This is a genomic window from Lysinibacillus sp. FSL K6-1151, assembly GCF_038630755.1.
Taxonomy (GTDB): domain Bacteria; phylum Bacillota; class Bacilli; order Bacillales_A; family Planococcaceae; genus Lysinibacillus; species Lysinibacillus fusiformis_D.
Genome location: NZ_CP152040.1, coordinates 3,619,071 through 3,638,328, shown reverse-complemented (window position 1 = coordinate 3,638,328; position 19,258 = coordinate 3,619,071). Strand labels below are relative to the sequence as shown.

Here is a 19,258-nt window from a genome sequence, read left to right as displayed (position 1 = left end):
GTATTTAGCATGAGTTCTTTAGCAAATGATTCCTCTAGTGAGGCTCGTACCTTAGCTAAAAAGCACAGCCCCAGATGGAAGCCAAAACGCCGAGGTGTAAAGGATTAAAGGAGCGATCAAGAATGACAGAAAAGATAGTTTTACCTCCACAGCCTGGAGAACCAAGTGATGTAGAGCGCATTAAGACTGACAGTAATTACCTACGTGGTACGCTCGAACGTACCATGAATGATCCATTAAGCTCTGGTATTCCAGAGGATGATAATCGTCTTATGAAATTCCATGGTAGTTATTTACAGGATGATCGAGATCTGCGCAATGAACGTCAACGCCAAAAGCTGGAGCCTGCTTATCAATTTATGGTGCGTGTACGAACACCAGGTGGCGCAGCTACACCAGCACAATGGCTAGTCATGGATGAAATGGCTAGAACATATGGTAATGGCTCTTTAAAGTTAACAACACGTCAAGCATTTCAAGTACATGGTATTTTAAAATGGAATGTCAAAAAATATATGCAGGAAATCAATGAGGTACTATTGGATTCTCTGGCAGCTTGTGGAGATGTAAACCGCAATGTGATGTGTAATGTGAATCCAAACCAATCAGCATTACATGAAGAGATTTACAACTGGTCTGCCAAACTAAGTGAGCATTTATTACCTCGAACACGGGCTTACCATGAATTGTGGTTGGATGGGGAAAAGGTGGTAGATAGTCAGGATGAAGAAATTGAACCGATTTACGGAGCACAATATTTGCCTCGTAAATTTAAAATAGGGATTGCAATTCCACCAAGTAATGACGTGGATGTTTTTTCACAAGATATTGGACTTATTGCCATCGTTGAAAAAAATCAGCTTATTGGCTTTAATATAGCTGTTGGTGGAGGAATGGGCATGACCCATGGTGACCATGAAACCTATCCACAGCTTGCTCGTTTAATTGGCTTTATTACGCCAGATAAATTATTGGAAACAGCAGAGAAAATTATTACGGTACAGCGTGATTATGGGAATCGTTCTGTGCGCAAAAATGCACGTTTTAAATACACGATCGATGCAAGAGGGCTTGCCTGGTTCCAAGAAGAATTAACACGTCGGCTAGGCTGGGAAATTCAGCAGGCTCGTCCCTATATATTTGAGCGTACTGGTGATGAATTTGGCTGGATTAAAGGGGCAGATGGTCATTGGCATTACACGTTATTTATTCAAAATGGTCGTATAAAAGACTTTGAAGATTATCAGCTGTTAACAGGATTACGCGAAATAGCTAAAGTACACACAGGTGATTTTCGCCTAACACCGAACCAAAATTTAATGATTAGCAATGTGACCCCACAAAAAAAGAAAAAAATTAATACGATTATTGAACAATACAAACTAACAGATGGTGCGCATTATTCTGCCTTACGTCGCAATTCCATTGCCTGTGTTTCTTTACCAACCTGTGGTTTAGCAATGGCGGAAGCAGAACGCTATTTACCTTCGCTCATTACGAAGCTTGATGCCATTATCGATGAGGCAGGATTAAATGAAACAGAAATTGTTATACGCATGTCTGGCTGTCCAAACGGCTGTTCACGTGCAGCTATGGCTGAAATCGGCTTTATCGGTAAAGGACCAGGGAAATATAATATGTATTTAGGGGCAAGTTTTACAGGCAACCGATTGAATAAAATCTATCGTGAAAATATTGGCGAAGAAGAAATATTAGCAGAGCTTCGACCAATTCTTCTGCATTTTGCGAAGGAGCGTTTAGAGGGGGAGCATTTTGGTGACTTTGTTATTCGTGCTGGATATGTGACAGCTGTTAATGATGGGAGAGAATTTCACTAATGATTAAAGCCATGTAGCAAATTGCTTTGCTACATGGCTTGTTGTTGAAAAAAGGTGATGTCAATAGCAAAAAAAGAACCTTTAGCAAGGCGAGAGGTTGATTTCCGTTCCGCCAGCGTCCTTTCCAGGGGGCGTCCGATGAGCCGCTTCACTCACTGCGTTTCGCTCCAGGGTCTCACCTGTGGACGCTAAATCCCCTAGGAGTGACGCTGGCTCCACTCCAACCAACCATGTGGTAAAAGTGTCTTTTCCTTCTCTTTCATACGAGCCGTAGTGAACAAAATAGCCCATTATTTGTAGAGAAAGGATAGCCTCTTATTTTCAATGTAGAGAAGTGATGAGTGACAACATCCCTCCATAAAGAGTAGTGAATACCTTCACTTTAGTTGAAAGCCTTTGCTAACAAGAAACATTTTTATGGATTGGAGCGGTAGCGGAGGAAGCGGCTCGGCTCTCGCCCACAGGAAAGCAAGTAGTCTGCAATGGAAATCTATTTTCACATTTCACAAAAATACTATTAATGGTTTTGTTTTTTCAACACTAAGCCATGTAGCAAATTGCTCTGCTACATGGCTTTTTAAATGGAGTAATCTTCGGGAATAAATACTTTTAATTGTTTTGGCTTTACAAATACTTGATCGCCAACTTTAAGCTGTAGGTGGAAAAATTGTTCTTTTGATAACTCCGCCTCTAAAAATTCATCAAGATCCTCACGGCGTAGCTCAATTTGGACAATAGGTCCTAGCAAATGAATATGACTGATTTTAACAGGAACTGTCCCTGGAATACTTGTTTTTTCGATATGAATGTCATGAGGGCGTACATAGCCAATTACGTTATCATTCGTATGTGTGAGGGCATCTGGTACATCCAGTGCAACTTCGCCTTGCATGAGCTTACCATTATGTAAGCGACCTTTAAAAAGATTGACATTGCCCAAGAAGTCATAAACAAATGGACTATTTGGGTTCGTATACACCTCATCTGGGCTGCCAATTTGTTCGATTTTGCCATTATTCATTACGACAATGCGATCCGCTACATCTAGTGCTTCCTCCTGGTCGTGTGTCACAAATATACTGGTAATATGAAATTCATCATGCAACTTTCTTAGCCAGCGACGTAATTCCTTGCGAACTTTTGCATCAAGTGCTCCGAACGGTTCATCCAATAAAAGAACCTTAGGCTCTACAGCAAGGGCTCTTGCCAGTGCTACACGTTGCCGTTGCCCCCCTGAAAGCTGTGTTGGATATCGATTAGCGTAATTTTCGAGTTTGACTAGTTGCAATAATTCCATCACTTTATTTGTTATTTCTTGTTTTGAGGGTCTGCTTTTTCGCGGGCGAACCTTTAGCCCATATGCGACATTATCAAAGACTGTCATATGACGAAAAAGGGCATAATGCTGAAAGACAAAGCCCACATTGCGCTCCTTTGGATGTCGATTGGTTATGGACTGACCATCAAATAAGATGTCACCAACATCAGTGGTTTCCAGCCCCGCAATCACACGTAATAAAGAGGTTTTTCCCGAACCAGAAGGGCCGAGCAGTGCTACTAGCTCCCCTGACTGAATATGAACTGATATATCCTCTAATGCTTGGAAAGTACCATATTTTTTGGATATGTTTTGAATTTGTATACTCAACGTGACCATCTCCTTTTAACTAGATTTTGATTTCCATGCGATTATATCTTTCACAACTAATGTAAAGATGGCCATAACACTCATTAAGGAGGCAACAGCAAAGGCTGCTGAAAATTGATATTCATTATAGAGAATTTCAATATGAAGTGGCATCGTATTGGTCATGCCACGGATATGACCTGATACAACAGAGACCGCCCCAAATTCCCCGATGGCTCGTGCATTACATAAAATCAAACCATAGAACAATCCCCATTTAATATTGGGCAATGTAACATACCAAAATGTTTTAAAGCCGTTGGCACCAAGTGAAATGGACGCTTCCTCCTCAGATGTGCCCTGTGTTTGCATGAGTGGTATTAACTCACGTGCAACAAAGGGTAAAGTGACGAAAATAGTGGCGAGGACAATGCCAGGCAAGGCAAAAACAATTTTAATATCATGTGCGAACAGCCAATCACCGAAAAGTCCCTGTGAACCAAACAATAAAATAAATACTAGTCCTGCGATAACAGGGGAGACGGCAAATGGTAAATCAACGATGGTAAGTAATAGATTTTTCCCTTTAAAATTAAACTTTGTAAGGGCCCATGCAGCCATTACGCCAAAAAGAGCATTAAGTGGTACAGCAATAGCTACAACCGTTAACGTAAGCTTAATAGCAGCTAACGCATCTGGATGTGTAATAGCAGCAAAATAAACGTCGGCTCCCTTTTGAAAGGCTGTAATAAAAATAGATAGTAAAGGTAGTACGATAAAGAAAGCTAAAAAAGCTAAGGCAATGAACGTTAACGAATAGCGAACAATACGGGGCTCCTGTAATGCAGCAGACTTTGGGGCTGCTTTATTTTTCTCACTACTAGCCTGCTGAATAAATGTTGATTGTTCCATGTGGTACCTCCTACTGTACAAAACGACGATTGGCTAGCCATTGGATCAAGTTGATGGTGAACAACAGAATAAAGGATGTCACAAGCATGACAACTGCTATTGCGGTAGCACCTGCATAATCATATTGTTCTAGCTTCGTCATAATAATTAACGGTGTAATTTCTGTTTTCATCGGCATATTTCCTGCAATGAAAACAACGGAGCCATATTCACCAAGTGCACGGGCAAAGGCTAATGAAAAGCCAGTTAAAATGGCAGGTAATAGCTCTGGCAGAATGACTTTACTGAAGGTTTGTAAACGATTGGCACCAAGACTTGCCGAAGCTTCCTCGACCTCAGCGCTAATATTTTGTAATACGGGTTGGACTGTACGTACTACAAAAGGTAGCCCGATAAATGTTAACGCGATCATAATACCAAGAGGTGTAAAGGCAATTTTAAAATCAAAAAATTGACCGATCCAGCCATTTGGCGCATAGAGTGATGTTAAAGCAATACCAGCAACAGCAGTAGGCAAGGCAAAGGGTAAATCTACTAGCCCATCAATGATTCGTTTAAATGGAAATTGATAGCGAACGAGAACCCATGCGATAATGGTGCCGAAAAGTACATTTAGTAAGCCCGCAATCAATGCTGTGCTGAAGCTCACTTTATAAGAGGCAACAGCACGAGGCTCTGTAATGATAGCGATAAACTCAGTCCAGCTTAAGGACATGGTATGAATGAAAATCATTGAAAGTGGTAGTAACACTAGTAAACTAACATAGAGCATTGTATAACCAAGAGACAGATGAAAGCCTGGAATTATTCGCCGTGATTTTTTAGGAAGGATTAACTGACTCATCAAAACGCTCCTTATTGTGGTACATATATTTCATCAAAGGTACCACCATCTTTAAAATGGGTAGCTTGTGCTTGTGACCAACCGCCAAAATCATCAATGGACACAAGTTCAAGCTGAGGAAATTGCTCTTTATATTTTGCTAGAATGGTTTCATTACGTGGTCGATAATAGTTTTTTGCCGCAATTTCTTGCCCGATATCACTATATAAATGTTGTAAGTAAGCTTCCGCAACTTCACGTGTCCCTTTTTTATCAACGATTTTGTCAACAACTGCAACTGGTGGCTCTGCCAAAATACTTAATGATGGTGTGATGATTTCAAATTCGTCCTTCCCTAATTCATTTAAAGATAAGTAGGCTTCATTTTCCCATGCAATTAAGACGTCTCCAATCTTTCGTTCTACGAATGTCGTTGTAGCACCACGAGCGCCAGAATCTAATACTTCAACATTGCTATAGAGTGATTTCATAAATTTTTTTATTTTTGTTTCATCATTGTTATATAACTTTCCAGCATAAGCCCAAGCCGCTAAGTAGTTCCAACGTGCACCACCAGATGTTTTGGGGTTGGGTGTAATGACCGACACATCTTCTTTAATTAGATCATCCCAGTCTTGAATATTTTTTGGATTCCCTTTGCGTACTAAAAACACAATAGTCGATGTATAGGGGGTCGAGTTATAATCAAATTCTGTCTGCCAATCTTTATTCAATAGCTCGCGTGTTTGAGCAATTTCGTCTATATCGTAAGCTAGTGCAAGGGTGACAACGTCAGCTTCGAGACCATCGATCACAGCTCGACCTTGTTTGCCAGATCCACCATGTGATTGATTGATTTTGACATCTTGACCTGTTTCGTCTTTCCATTTTTTTATAAAATCCTTGTTAAATTCATCGTAAAGCTCGCGTGTTGGGTCATAGGAAACATTGAGTAGTTCTACAGACTTCTTTGCTTCCTGACCACTTGCTTTTTCATCAGAATTAGCACTTCCACAGCCAGTTAAACTTAACGTTACTGCAGCTAATAGTGCTAACGTTTGGAGAACATAGCTCCTTTTTTTCATATCATTTCGCTCCTTTTCCATCTAAAGAATGCAAAAAGCCATCCCCCATAATGTTATGACTTCATGGGTAGATGGCCTTCAGATTCTCTGATCAGCAACTTATTATTTATGTCAAAGCTTTAATAATACATTAAACATATATTTCCTATTAGTCAACAAGGAATTAAATAAAAAATTAATTATTTTGAAAATGAATGTAACGGTCACTAGATACCACTCATTCTATGCAGGAAGGAACTGAAAAAATGGGTGGATGAAAAAGATATGTCAAAAAACCTAGTTGACTACTTGGTGTATTTTAGTATATATTTGGTAATAAGAAGAATGATTGTGGTACGAGGTAGCAAATACTAGTGAACAATCATTAAATAAAGAGCTGGCTAGTCAAACTAGAGGCGTTTTAACAAAGACCTGTTTTACTGTGTCTATTGTTAAAATGCCTTTTTTGCTATGAGGGGGATTTGATGTTAACGTACGAAAATTGGCAAGAACCGATTATTGATTTTCAAGTCGATGATCTGTATAAGGGTGCACTGGAAGTTTTACAGTGGGGCTATCGAGAATATGGAGAGGAAATCGTCTATGCATGTAGCTTTGGCATTGAAGGTATTGTCTTAATTGATCTCATTTCAAAGGTAAAACCAGATGCTACAATTGTTTTTTTAGATACAGATGTCCATTTTAAAGAAACCTATGAAACGATTAATAGAGTCAAAGAAAAATATCCACAACTAAACATTGTCATGAAGAAGCCTATCCTTACATTAGAACAACAAGCTGCTCAATATGGTGATGAGCTTTGGAAGTCCAATCCAAATAAATGCTGTGACATTCGCAAGATAAAACCTTTGCATGAAGCCTTGTCAGGTAACAAGGCTTGGATATCTGGCTTGCGGCGTGAACAATCGCCAACACGTCAACAGACAAACTTTCTAAATCGGGACGATAAATTTAAATCGATTAAAGTTTGTCCACTGATTCATTGGACATGGAAGGATGTCTGGCGCTATGTTTCTAAGCACAATCTGCCATACAACCCATTGCATGATCAAGGTTATCCAAGTATCGGCTGTGAGCATTGTACAAAGCCAGCATTTACGATGGATGATTTACGTTCAGGACGATGGCAAGGTTCTGGTAAAACGGAGTGTGGTTTACATGAATAAAGGAGTTTTGCCATGCTTGAATATTTTGCAATAGCTATTAGTTTATTTTTTGCGATGAATATAGGGGCAAGCGGAGCAGCAGCCTCAATGGGCGTTGCTTACGGTGCAGGTGCCATCAAAAAAGCTTGGCAAGCATTACTATTATGTGCAATAGGTGTCTATAGTGGAGCTGTATTAGGCGGAGGAGAGGTTGTCAAAACGATTAGCTCAGGCATTATGCCGCAGGACTATATTACGGTAAAGGTTGTCATCATTATCCTAATTTCGGCGACAAGCTCCTTATTTTTCGCCAATCTTTTAGGTATCCCCTTATCAACGAGCGAAGTAACGGTTGGCGCTGTTGTTGGAGTAGGAATAGCCTATAAAGTATTATTCGTGCGTTCATTGCTAGTTATCATATCATTTTGGATCATTGTACCGCTTGTCGCCTTTGTCATTGCACTTGTCTTTGGAAAATTATTATATAAATTACAAAACAGAGGGCTGCTAAAAGATCGTCCGATTTTAACGGTTCTGCTCGTATTAGCTGGATTTTTCGAAGCCTTTTCAGCGGGCATGAACAATGTCGCCAATGCTGTTGGACCACTTGTTGGTGCAGGGATGATGGATGTTACGATGGGCATTGTCCTAGGTGGGGCATTTGTGGCACTAGGTGCTATGCTACTTGGCAAACGGGTGCTTGAAACCAATGGTAAAAAAATTGTGCGCTTTCAAAAGGCAGAAGGAATCTTAATTTCTAGTACAGGTGCCCTTCTTGTTGGCGTAAGCTCGCTTTTTGGGCTTCCAGTTCCTTTAACACAAGTAACATCTTCATCCATCATCGGGATGGGCATGGCGAAGAATGGAAAACAAATTTTCCATCAGCATATTGTCAAAAAAATCATTCGGATTTGGATTGTATCGCCTATCTTTTCGTTAGCTATTTCGTACTTTTTAGTGCAGCTATTTTTAGAAAAGGACCTCTATGCCATTATTTTGATTGGCACTATTATTGTTGGGACACTAGGTGTCATTAGCCTAATGCGGACGATGCGAGAAGAAGAGCAGTCCATTTATGACGCAGGTGAAGGCATATAAATTGAATCATGCTAGAACTACTATTTTGACTATAAAACTTAGCATTTAACTAGAAGTAGGAGGAGATTTTCATGAGTTTACAACCACATGGTGGGCTTCTTGTGCAAGCGTTTAACCCAGAAAAAGAGATAGCAACCATTCACAAGGAAATTGAGCTGGATGCTATTTCTTTAAGTGATTTAGAGTTAATTGCGATAGGTGGCTATAGCCCAATTGAAGGCTTTTTAACACAAGAAGATTATGAGTCAGTTGTGGAACAAAGTCGCTTAGCATCAGGCGTAGTATGGAGTATTCCGATTACATTACCTGTTACACAAGAAAAAGCAGCTACTATACAGCCTGGTGATGAGGTGAAACTGGTCTATCAAGATGAAGTTTATGGCGTTATTGAAGTAGTTGATATTTATGAGCCGAATAAACGAAAAGAGGCTTTGCTTGTATATGGGACAGAGGATTTAGCACATCCAGGAGTTCAAAAGCTTCATGACCGACCTGCTATTTATGTCGGTGGAAAAATTACCTTAATCAAACGTATCGCACAAAAATTTCCTGCGTATTCGTTTGATCCCGTAGAAACACGTCAATTATTTGCCGACAAGGGATGGAAAACAATTGTTGGCTTCCAAACTCGTAATCCAGTTCATAGGGCGCATGAATATATTCAAAAGGCAGCGCTTGAAACGATTGATGGGTTATTTTTAAATCCACTTATTGGTGAAACAAAATCGGATGATGTGTCAGCTACAATACGTATGGAGAGCTATGAGGTTTTATTGAAAAGCTACTATCCTGAAAGCCGTGTACAATTAGGCGTTTTTCCTGCCGCAATGCGTTATGCTGGGCCAAAGGAGGCCATTTTCCATGCGCTTGTAAGGAAAAATTATGGCTGTACCCATTTTATTGTTGGTCGTGACCATGCAGGTGTAGGTGATTATTATGGTACGTACGATGCACAAAAGATTTTTGAACAGTTTACGGAAGATGAATTAGGAATAGTGCCATTAAAATTCGAACATAGTTTTTATTGCCAGCGATGTGAGGGGATGGCTACTACCAAAACGTGTCCGCATGATGGCTCTGCCCATGTTATTCTATCAGGAACGAAAGTACGTGAAATGCTTCGTAATGGAGAAGTACCACCTAGTACATTTAGCCGCAAAGAAGTTGTAGATGTATTAATCAAAGGCATGCGTAAGGAGGTAGTTAAATGAGTTCAAATATTGTTTGGCATGAAGCCTCCATTACGAAAGAGGAACGTCGTTCAAAAAACAAACATCAAAGCTTTATTTTATGGTTTACGGGATTATCTGCTTCAGGGAAATCATCCGTGGCCAATGCTTTTGCCCGTCGATTATTTGAACGGGGCAATCAAGCCTTCGTTTTAGATGGTGATAATGTACGCCATGGCTTGAATAAGGATTTAGGATTTGATGAGTCCGGACGAAAGGAAAATATTCGCCGAATAGGGGAAGTTTCTAAGCTATTTATTGAAAGTGGTCAAATAGTGCTAACCGCTTTTATTTCACCTTATCGAGAAGATCGTCAAGTAGTACGTGGACTTGTAGACGACGGTGAATTTTTAGAGGTCTATGTAAAGTGTTCAGTAGAAACATGTGAAAAAAGAGATCCGAAAGGTTTATATAAAAAGGCAAGGAATGCTGAAATTACGAATTTTACAGGTATTAGTGCCCCATATGAAGAACCAGAGAATCCAGAAATTATTTTGAACACAGAACAGCATTCCATCGAGGAGTGTGTTGAACAACTGACGAAGATTTTAACTTTGAAGGGATACATTTAAAGAAATTAAAAGAACTGCTCGACAGTACGAACGAGCAGTTCTTTTATGTTTATTTTACATTTTGTTCCTTTTTCATTCTGTCAATTTCAGGACCTAACTCATCACGTACTGTACCTTTCCAAGGCTTTACACCAGCGATATAGGAAGAACGAGTCATAATGTGTCCCCCTACAGGACCAGTGATGAAGAGGAACAGTATCCCTAGTAAAATTCGGGGATTGAAATGATCTTCTATTAGCCAAAAGTGAAAGAATACACCAATCAATACACACATGACACCCAGTGTTGCACTTTTAGAAGCGGCATGGGCACGCGTATACAAATCAGGTAAGCGGACAAGTCCGATAGCTGTGACGACGATAAACAGTACGCCAACAGAAATGAAAAAGATAACTAAGCTATTAGCGAGAATTGTCACGTTTAATGATATCTCCTTTCTCTATGAATTTAGAGAAAGCCATTGTCCCGATAAACGATAAAATCGCAAGCAATAAAATAATTTCTAGAAAGAAGCTTGTTTCCACTAAAATCGAAAATAGTCCAATAAGAGAAATAAGTGAAACACCAAGTGAATCCAAAGCGACAACACGATCAGATGCAGAAGGGCCTTTTACCATTCGGTAAATAACTGCAATCATCGATAAGCAAATCACTACGATCACAGCAATAATAAATGTTGTCATGATTTACTCACCTCCAAAATCGCTTTCTCAAATGAATCTCGAATGGAAGCAACAGCTTCATCCACATCATTAATATCAATCGCATGTACATACAATGTTTTCGCATCATCTGATACATGCACTACCACTGTTCCGGGTGTTAACGTAATAAGACTTGATAATAAAGTGATTTCCCAGTCTTCGGTTAAAACAGTAGGATAGGCAAAAAAGGCAGGTTGCATGTCCAATTTAGGCTTTAATACGACCTTTAAAACTTGCACATTGGCTAATATTAACTCTTTAAAAAACAGCAAAGTCAGTTTAATAAGGGCCCATAAGCGGTAGACATAAAGACGTGATTTGAAAAATCTTCGCATGATGATAAGTAAAATGATCCCCATGATGAACCCTATGATAAAGCCAGCTGCTGTGTAATTAGAGGAGAGGAACATCCAGACGAAGGCAAGTACAAAATTTAAAATCATTTGAAATGCCATTGTGTTAATCCCCCTTCATGACAGCATCTATATAGATAGATGGATCCGTTAATAATTTTGCTGCATCGTCCATGAATGGCGTAATCCATTCTGAACCAACACCATATGCTACAGTAATGAGTACTAAAAGGGCAGTAGGCATAAACAGCATCTTATAGACAGATTTATCGACAGACCCGTGTGTTTCTTTCTCCTCACCCCAAAAAGCATAAAGGAAAATACGAATCACGGATAATAGGACAAGCAGTGAAGATGCTAAGATAAAAATACTACTCCACATACTACCAGCCTCAAAGCCTCCCTGTACAATAAGCAGCTTTCCAACAAATCCACTAAGTGGTGGAATGCCGGCTAAACCAAAAGCTGCAATCAAATAACACCAGCCTAGGGCAGGATATTTCTTCATGAGACCACCCATCTTACGCAAATCAGATGTACCAGTAATGTAGATGACAATGCCGATTAACATAAAGAGTGCTGCCTTTATAAGCATATCGTGAATTAAATAAAACATAGCACCCTTTAAGGAAACCTCATTCATTTGAGAAACACCAAATAAAATGACACCTACTGCAATAACAATATTGTAGATAATAATGAGTTTGACATCAAAATAAGCGAGTGCCCCAATACATCCAGCTACGATAGTAGCAATGGCTAGTACCATTAATAAATCGTGCGTATAGGATAAATCATGTACAAAAAATAGCGTATAGGTACGTGTGATGGCATAGACACCCACCTTTGTAAGCAAAGCACCAAATAGAGTTAGGACAGGGATTGGCGCTGCCGCATAAGAAGTAGGAAGCCAAAAGTATAATGGGAAAATGGCTGCTTTTAGTCCAAATACCATTAAAAATAGGACGGCAATAACCGTAATAATTCCCGGCTGATTAATTTCAGCAATTTTGACAGCAATATCCGCCATGTTTAATGTACCGACTACGGAATATAAAAAGGCAACGGTAATAACGAATAAGGCCGAAGAAATAACATTAATTAAAATATATTTAATAGACCCTTTCAGTTGTCCCTTCTCACCACCTAGAACGATGAGTAAGTAGGAAGCCATTAACAATACCTCAAAGAAAACAAACAAGTTGAAAATATCGCCAGTCGTAAAGGCCCCATTGACCCCCGTTAAAATAAACATAATACCAGGGTAATAAAAGAAGCGTTCACGTTCCTTCGTAATGGAACCGAAACCATACCAAACAACAAAAAATGCAATAAGCAATGTCGTTGTAACGAGTAATACAGATACCATATCAGATACCATTGTAATACCGTAAGGAACAGGCCAATTTCCGAATGTTACCTTTTGAATACCATCCTGTTTCACTTTTAAAAGAAGTGAAACAGCAGAGATGAAGGCGAGCCCAATACCAAGTAATGAAAATGACCGTTGATAGGTTAGATTTTTTTGCCCAAACATTAAAATCATACCGAAGAAAAACGGGATGATAATGGGCAATAATAGGAAGTTATTCATCCTCATCACTTCCTCTCATTAAGCTAATATCATCTGTGTTAAGCTCCTGATAGGAACGATAAGCAAGTACAAGGAAGAATGCTGTAACCCCAAAGCTAATAACAATAGCTGTTAAAATAAGTGCCTGGGGTAAAGGGTCCGCAAAAGTTTTGGCTCCTTCGTTTAAAACGGGTGGTGCTTCGCCACCAAGGCCCCCCATTGTTAAGATGAGCAGGTGGGCACCATGACTTAAAAGACCTGTTCCAATAATAATGCGTAATAAGCTTTTCGATAAAATTAAATAGACAGCTGCCATAAAGAGAAAGCCGATGACAAAGGCCATAATTATTTCCATTATTCATCCTCCCCAATCGTTTGAATAATGGTCATCGTAACGCCGACAACAACCAAATAGACACCGCTATCAAAAAGCATAGCCGTGTGTAATGACTGTTTGCCCAGAAGCGGTAAATCGAAATAATCAAAGTAATGCGTAAAAAACGGTTTGCCCACAAACATTGGGAATGCCGCAGTAGCAAGGGCTAATAGTAAGCCAATAGCTGTTACATACGTATAATTGATAGGTAAGATATGGCGCACTGTATTGATATCAAAAGCTAGCACTAAGAGAACAAGTGCACTTGATGTTAACAGTCCTCCAACAAAGCCGCCCCCAGGCGTATAGTGACCAGCTAAAAATATATGAATGGAGAAGAAGAAAATAATGAAAAATACAATTTTAGCTGTAAATTGTATTATCACATCATTTGTTTTCATGTGTTTTCTCCTTTCTATTCATACGCAACTTAATCATGGCTAAAATGGCCATGCCCGCAATGCCTAGTACTGTAATTTCAAATAATGTATCGAAACCACGATAATCTACTAAAATTACGTTTACAATATTTCCTCCACCAGCTAATGAGTACACGGTTTCCTCGTAGTACTTAGCAATAGAAGGAATCAGTTTTTGTGAATGCGCAGATAGTGCCACAAGTGTTACCATAACACCAACTGCAATTGAAACAATGGCACGATTTAATTGGAATCTCATTCGTTCCTCTCGCTTGCCAAGCTTTGGGAGATGATAAAATGCTAATAAAAATAGTGCTACTGAAATCGTTTCAATAACGAGCTGTGTTAACGCTAAATCCGGCGCGTTAAAAATAACAAAGAATAATGCAACAGTGTAGCCAACAGCACCCAGTCCAATAATGGCTGTTAAACGTGACTTGGCCAAGATAGTAATGGCTGTACCAATTAATAAAACCACAATCAATATAATTTCATATGGTCTAATTGGTGAGGCCCCTTGGAATGAAAGACTAAAAGCATCCTTCACGAAAAGAGAGCCAATGACGATAATAGCGATTCCACTAAACATATACAGTAAATAGTGACGCATCGAGCCAGTCATATAGCGTCGTGATAAACGATTTAAGCCAACACCCAACCCCTGCATGATTTTGTCATAGGCATTGTTTAATGTGAATGCTTGTGGGAATCGTTGGTATATTCCTTGCCATTTTGGTAAGGCAACAAATAATAATACCCCAATAATAATTATTCCGATTGTCATCAGTAGCTCAGGGTTAATGCCATGCCAAGCTGATACATGTATATCAACAGCTTGTGGCGTATCATATAAAAATGGCTGAATGGCTTGAACAGCAGGCTTGACAAAGGTATTGCCTAACAAATTCGGGATGAAGAAAATAATTACGACTAATGCTGCTAAAAGTATCGGCGAAATAAGCATCCCTATTGGTGCCTCATGTGGTTTATGAGGTAATTGTTCCGGCTTGTAATTGCCATTAAATGTTCGGAAAACAAAATAAAAGCTATAGATAAATGTGAAAATACTAGCGATCCAAGCAATAATAGGGAAGAGTGCTCCCCATGTTTCAAAGCCGAAAAATTCAAACTTTTGAAGGGCAAGCATAGCTGTTAAAAACATTTCTTTACTTAAGAAGCCATTAAACGGTGGAAGACCGGCCATTGATAAGCTGCCAATTGCTGCCACAGTAAAGCTAATCGGCATGATACTCATTAAACCACCAAGTTTTCGAATATCACGAGTTCCTGTTTCATGATCCACAATCCCTGCAATCATGAATAGACTGCCTTTAAATGTTGCATGGTTGATAAGGTGGAAAATAGCTGCATATGCCGCAAATTTAATCGTATCGACTGTGTCGTTAGCATGAAAGGCAACGGCGCTCGCCCCAAGCAGTGACATAATCAGTCCCAGTTGACTGACTGTAGAAAATGCAAGAATGCCTTTTAAGTCTGTTTGCTTCACTGCAAAGAAGGAACCCCAGAATAATGTTAAGAGACCTACTCCTGTTACAAGCCATACCCAAAGCTCTGAGGCAGCAAAAATAGGTGTAAAGCGTGCCACTAAATAGATACCTGCTTTGACCATTGTTGCGGAGTGAAGATAGGCACTTACTGGTGTCGGTGCTTCCATTGCATCTGGTAGCCAAATATAGAATGGGAATTGTGCGGACTTTGTAAATGCGCCTAAAAGTAATAAAACGAGCGACCAAGTGAATAAAGGTTGGTCTACTAAATTAGGTGCCATCACAATCAGTTCACGGATGGAATAGGTTCCTCCCATTAAATAAAGAAGAACGAAACCACCTAGCATCATTAAGCCGCCACCGACTGTTATCATCATGGACTTCAGTGCACCGAAGCGTGAGGCATCACGGTTATACCAATAGCCAATGAGTAAAAATGACGAAATAGATGTTAGTTCCCAAAAGAAATAAAGTGTTATTAAATGATCTGACTGTACTACTCCCAGCATGGCTGACATAAATAGCAATAAGTAAACATAAAAATTATGTAATTTTTCTTTATGCTTATCTAAGTAAAAGATAGAGTAAAGTACAACCAATGAACCAATTCCGGTAATGAGTAGTGAGAATAATAAGCTAAGTCCATCCAAATACGAAACGATGGAAATATCAAGTGATGGAATCCAAGGTAGCTCTGCAATAAATACTTCTCCTTCAGCTACTTGTGCAATATATGTTGCATAGATAACTGCGAGTGTAGCAGGTACAGCAAGAACAAACCAGCCTGTGTGAATATTTTTCATGCGTTTATATAAAAAAGGCACTAATATTGCAGCAAGCATTGGAATGAAAATATAAAGTACTTGTAACAAAAAAACCCTCCTTTATGCAGGTAAGTATACCAATTATAACGTACTTTAATTGCGAATGCATATGGACGAATGGGATTTAGCTTGCGGTAGTGGAAGAATTTTCGTTATATTATAAATAGGAAGTTATCAATAAAAATAGAGGAAAAAATTTTTTATGAGGAATCCTTATATCTATGGTTATCTACCATTAATTACAATTTTATTGTTTAGTTTGACATTTGGCATGTATGCTGTTGGCGAATCCTTACAGATTTTTCAAGCAATCGGTGTTTATTCAGGTATGCGAGAATTTTTATCTGATTTTGAGTTACGCGTATTTTTGCTCATTGTTTTTGCTATTGTTTTTTTTATGTTATTCTCTGCACTCAAACTAGTAGGGGAAACGATTCATGAGCTAGGAATGCTGTTTTTCTCAAAAGATAATGATGGAGCTACTGTTAGTCAGGCTCGAGGTGGCTATATTATCTTGTTTATCGGCGCCATGTGTTCCGCATTTGCCATCCAATTTATTTATGTTTTGATTGGTATCTTTATCATAACAGTGTTTACCTATTTTATTTATCTGATTTATAAAATGAGTCATTTTATGTCGATGGGCGGCACAATTGGTCTATTAATCTTTGAGCTTTTTATGTGGACCATTCTTTTAACACTCATTATTTATGTTGTGCTGAAGCTATATAATGGCATTTTGGCAAGTTTGCCGTTTGCCAATTAGTTACATTACATACTAGTGAAAAGAGGTAGCAGTCATGTAAGACTGCTACCTCTTTGCTGTTGTTGAAAAAAGATGATGCAATAGCAGAAAAAGAACCTTTGGTAAAGTTAGGGGTTGATTTCCGTTCCGCCAGCGTCTTTTCCAGGGGGCGTCCGATGAGCCGCTTCACTCACGCGTTCGCTCCAGGGTCTCAGCTGAGACGCTAAATCCCCTAGGAGTGACGCTAGCTCCACTCCAATCAACCCTGTGGCAAAAGTGCCTTTTCCTTATTTTTTATACTAGCCGTAGATTATTTGTATAATTAAAGAAAGGATAGGCTCTTATTTTCATTGTAGAGAAGTGAATAGTGACAATATCTCTCCATAAAATGAGTAGTGAATACCTATATTTTATATCACAAAAATTTTATGGATGGTTTTGTTTTTCAACACTATGAAGAGGTAGCAGTCATGTAAGACTGCTACCTCTTTGCTGTTTCACTACTCTAATAAAACATTAAATAATTGATGATGAATTTTGTATGCCTCTAATTTTTGCATGGATTGAGGCTTATCATAGCCTAGCCATACAGCCGCAGTATAACCATCATTAAGTCCGGCAAGCCAGTAGTCCCGATAGTCATTAGTTGTGCCTGTTTTTGCTCCTATATAGTCGCTGTTACTGTAAACCCCTTGTCCTGTCCCATTTGCCACAACATCAGCAAGAAGCTCACGCATATATTTCACCGTTTTCGGAGACCAGATTTGATTACGCTGTGTATCCCAACTATAAAGCTCAGTTCCATCTAAAGCTGTCACTTTACGAATACCATGAGCTAAAACATAGGAGCCATCGATAAAGCTTGTATAGGCATCTGCTAGCTCTAAGGCTGTCACACCGTAAGTTAGCCCACCCAATGAAGCGGCATAATTATGATCTTTCGCTACAATCGAACGGAAGTGAAAGCGATTAAGGTATTGAAAGGCCGTTTCAACGCCAATAGTTTCAAAGAGACGCAGTGCAGATGTGTTGTAGCTGTGTCGAAAAGCTGTACGGAGGGACACATCACCATACGTATAGCCCCCATAGTTTTGCGGACAGAACGAGCCAACACAGTATCTACCTCCATTGACAATAGAATCAGGTGTATGTGCTGACGTTTCAAAGAAAGGGGCATAGACTGCTAAAGGTTTAAAGGCTGATCCAGGCTGACGTGTTCCTTGGAATGCACGATGATAATCAAATTTTTCATAGTTTTTTCCTGCATACAAGCTGACAATTTCTCTTGATTGGTTTTCAATGACTGCACCAGCTGCTTGCAACGAACCTGTACCGAGAATAGCTGACATTTTAACCTCATCATGTTGCTGTTTATTTGGATCAAGTGCAGTTTGAATGATGAGTCCATTTTGAAATAGTGTATCTAGTCGATTATCTAATTGTGCTTTAATTTTTTTCTTTTCTTCCTCATTCTCTGTATTGCTCAGTCGATCCGCATAACCCTCTTTTTCAGCAACTAACCACTTTAGCTCTTGAAGAACGTAAGTGCTATACATTGGATAACTTTGAATTTTATCTTTCACATTTAATGTAATCGGCTCAGCTTTGTAGGTAGCTGCATTTTCCTTTGTAATAGCGCCATTAACTGCTAGCGTATCTAACAAACGCTCCTGCCTCGCTTTAGTTTGATCGAAATTTTTCAAAGGATTATAAAGAGAGGGGTTATTTGGGATCGCCGCAATAAAAGCAATTTCAGCAATGCTTAATTCTTGAAGTGGCTTTTGAAAATAATAGGTCGCTGCTCCACCGATACCATAAACCTGGTTGCTGAAATAGGATTCATTAAGATACATTGTTAAAATAGTTTCTTTATCAAATTCTTTTTCTAATTCATGCGCATAAAAAAGCTCTGTTAATTTCCGCTCATATGTTTTTTCATCAGATAAATAACGCATTCGAACGAGCTGCTGTGTAATCGTACTACCACCTTGAGAGGCTGTGTTGCTATTCGAATTGGCTACAACTGCACGAATGATTGCACTTAAATCAAAACCGATATGCTCATAAAAATCAGCATCTTCACTTGTAATGAATATTTCCTGGGCAATTTGTGGAATTTCTTGTAAGGTTAACGGCTGTCGCCATTCGACATATTCCTCGCTAAATGTTTGCCCATTTCGATCAATTAGAGTGACAGGAAGTTGGGTTTGTACCTCAGGTAAATGAATAGCACTCGATATTTGTTCCTCATGTGCTTGAGCGATATTGATTTCTGTCCTAATGTTTGTACTAATCCACCATAAAGCAGGTAGGGATAGTAATATAATAAAAAAACCAAAAGCCTTTTTCATGTGTGCCTCCACTCTTTCGATAAATCCTTCATCAGAATAACATATTTTGGATTGATTCCAAATACTCGCTCAGACC

General features: G+C 39.2%; 18 protein-coding genes. 6 read left to right on the top strand and 12 right to left on the bottom strand.

Annotated elements, in window-relative coordinates; genetic code table 11:
* Positions 1–122 precede the first annotated feature (122 nt).
* Positions 123–1,838, top strand: coding sequence for an assimilatory sulfite reductase (NADPH) hemoprotein subunit (cysI, locus tag MHI04_RS17540; RefSeq protein ID WP_058844848.1), 1,716 nt, complete (start codon positions 123–125; stop codon positions 1,836–1,838).
* Positions 1,839–2,415: 577 nt separating this feature from the next.
* Here the strand turns inward: cysI and MHI04_RS17535 are convergent.
* The 4 genes from MHI04_RS17535 to MHI04_RS17520 are packed head-to-tail and all read right to left on the bottom strand — an operon-like array spanning position 2,416 to position 6,285.
* Complete coding sequence (locus MHI04_RS17535) at positions 2,416–3,486, bottom strand: sulfate/molybdate ABC transporter ATP-binding protein (RefSeq protein ID WP_342535054.1); 1,071 nt, start codon at positions 3,484–3,486, stop codon at positions 2,416–2,418.
* Between the two features lie 15 nt (positions 3,487–3,501).
* The gene (cysW, locus tag MHI04_RS17530) at positions 3,502–4,377 is read right to left on the bottom strand and encodes a sulfate ABC transporter permease subunit CysW (protein ID WP_036119808.1); all 876 of its coding nucleotides are present in this window, start codon (positions 4,375–4,377) and stop codon (positions 3,502–3,504) included.
* A gap of 10 nt (positions 4,378–4,387) precedes the next feature.
* Positions 4,388–5,221, bottom strand: a complete 834-nt coding sequence (gene cysT / locus MHI04_RS17525) for a sulfate ABC transporter permease subunit CysT (protein ID WP_036119812.1) — start codon at positions 5,219–5,221, stop codon at positions 4,388–4,390.
* 11 nt (positions 5,222–5,232) lie between these two features.
* Complete coding sequence (locus MHI04_RS17520; protein ID WP_036119815.1) at positions 5,233–6,285, bottom strand: sulfate ABC transporter substrate-binding protein; 1,053 nt, start codon at positions 6,283–6,285, stop codon at positions 5,233–5,235.
* Positions 6,286–6,749: 464 nt separating this feature from the next.
* On the opposite strand from MHI04_RS17520, the gene MHI04_RS17515 reads away from it, so the two are divergent.
* The 4 genes from MHI04_RS17515 (at position 6,750) to cysC (ending at position 10,329) form a co-directional block, all read left to right on the top strand.
* Entirely contained in the window at positions 6,750–7,451 is a 702-nt protein-coding gene (locus MHI04_RS17515) for a phosphoadenylyl-sulfate reductase (protein WP_036119818.1), read from the top strand.
* Positions 7,452–7,463: 12 nt separating this feature from the next.
* Positions 7,464–8,528 carry an inorganic phosphate transporter gene (locus MHI04_RS17510; RefSeq protein ID WP_330493971.1) on the top strand — a complete coding sequence of 355 codons (1,065 nt, stop codon included), beginning with the start codon at positions 7,464–7,466 and terminating at the stop codon, positions 8,526–8,528.
* A gap of 71 nt (positions 8,529–8,599) precedes the next feature.
* Positions 8,600–9,739: a sulfate adenylyltransferase gene (gene sat / locus MHI04_RS17505; protein WP_036119823.1), complete on the top strand. Its 1,140-nt coding sequence runs from the start codon at positions 8,600–8,602 to the stop codon at positions 9,737–9,739.
* Positions 9,736–10,329 carry an adenylyl-sulfate kinase gene (cysC, locus tag MHI04_RS17500; protein WP_036119825.1) on the top strand — a complete coding sequence of 198 codons (594 nt, stop codon included), beginning with the start codon at positions 9,736–9,738 and terminating at the stop codon, positions 10,327–10,329. Before sat ends, cysC begins: the two co-directional genes overlap by 4 nt.
* Positions 10,330–10,378: 49 nt before the next feature.
* Here the strand turns inward: cysC and mnhG are convergent, their stop codons facing one another.
* From mnhG to MHI04_RS17465, 7 genes are read right to left on the bottom strand one after another with little or no spacing between them, the layout of a single operon-like run.
* Positions 10,379–10,747, bottom strand: coding sequence for a monovalent cation/H(+) antiporter subunit G (gene mnhG / locus MHI04_RS17495; protein ID WP_036119829.1), 369 nt, complete (start codon positions 10,745–10,747; stop codon positions 10,379–10,381).
* Positions 10,731–11,012: a Na(+)/H(+) antiporter subunit F1 gene (locus MHI04_RS17490; RefSeq protein ID WP_004228375.1), complete on the bottom strand. Its 282-nt coding sequence runs from the start codon at positions 11,010–11,012 to the stop codon at positions 10,731–10,733. Before MHI04_RS17490 ends, mnhG begins: the two co-directional genes overlap by 17 nt.
* Positions 11,009–11,488, bottom strand: a complete 480-nt coding sequence (locus tag MHI04_RS17485) for a Na+/H+ antiporter subunit E (protein ID WP_036119832.1) — start codon at positions 11,486–11,488, stop codon at positions 11,009–11,011. The genes MHI04_RS17490 and MHI04_RS17485 overlap by 4 nt, the downstream gene beginning before the upstream one ends.
* 4 nt (positions 11,489–11,492) lie before the next feature.
* Positions 11,493–12,980, bottom strand: coding sequence for a Na+/H+ antiporter subunit D (locus tag MHI04_RS17480; protein ID WP_342535053.1), 1,488 nt, complete (start codon positions 12,978–12,980; stop codon positions 11,493–11,495).
* Entirely contained in the window at positions 12,973–13,314 is a 342-nt protein-coding gene (locus MHI04_RS17475; protein WP_004228379.1) for a Na(+)/H(+) antiporter subunit C, read from the bottom strand. Before MHI04_RS17475 ends, MHI04_RS17480 begins: the two co-directional genes overlap by 8 nt.
* The gene (locus tag MHI04_RS17470) at positions 13,314–13,736 is read right to left on the bottom strand and encodes a Na(+)/H(+) antiporter subunit B (RefSeq protein WP_036119837.1); all 423 of its coding nucleotides are present in this window, start codon (positions 13,734–13,736) and stop codon (positions 13,314–13,316) included. Before MHI04_RS17470 ends, MHI04_RS17475 begins: the two co-directional genes overlap by 1 nt.
* Positions 13,723–16,134, bottom strand: coding sequence for a Na+/H+ antiporter subunit A (locus tag MHI04_RS17465; RefSeq protein WP_342535052.1), 2,412 nt, complete (start codon positions 16,132–16,134; stop codon positions 13,723–13,725). Before MHI04_RS17465 ends, MHI04_RS17470 begins: the two co-directional genes overlap by 14 nt.
* 154 nt (positions 16,135–16,288) lie before the next feature.
* On the opposite strand from MHI04_RS17465, the gene MHI04_RS17460 reads away from it, so the two are divergent.
* A complete protein-coding gene (locus tag MHI04_RS17460; RefSeq protein ID WP_089934034.1) occupies positions 16,289–16,852 on the top strand; it encodes a DUF5366 family protein in 564 nt (187 codons plus the stop codon).
* A gap of 479 nt (positions 16,853–17,331) precedes the next feature.
* On the opposite strand, the gene MHI04_RS17455 is transcribed toward MHI04_RS17460, so the two are convergent.
* Entirely contained in the window at positions 17,332–19,182 is a 1,851-nt protein-coding gene (locus tag MHI04_RS17455; protein WP_330493967.1) for a transglycosylase domain-containing protein, read from the bottom strand.
* Between the last annotated feature and the right edge of the window lie 76 nt (positions 19,183–19,258).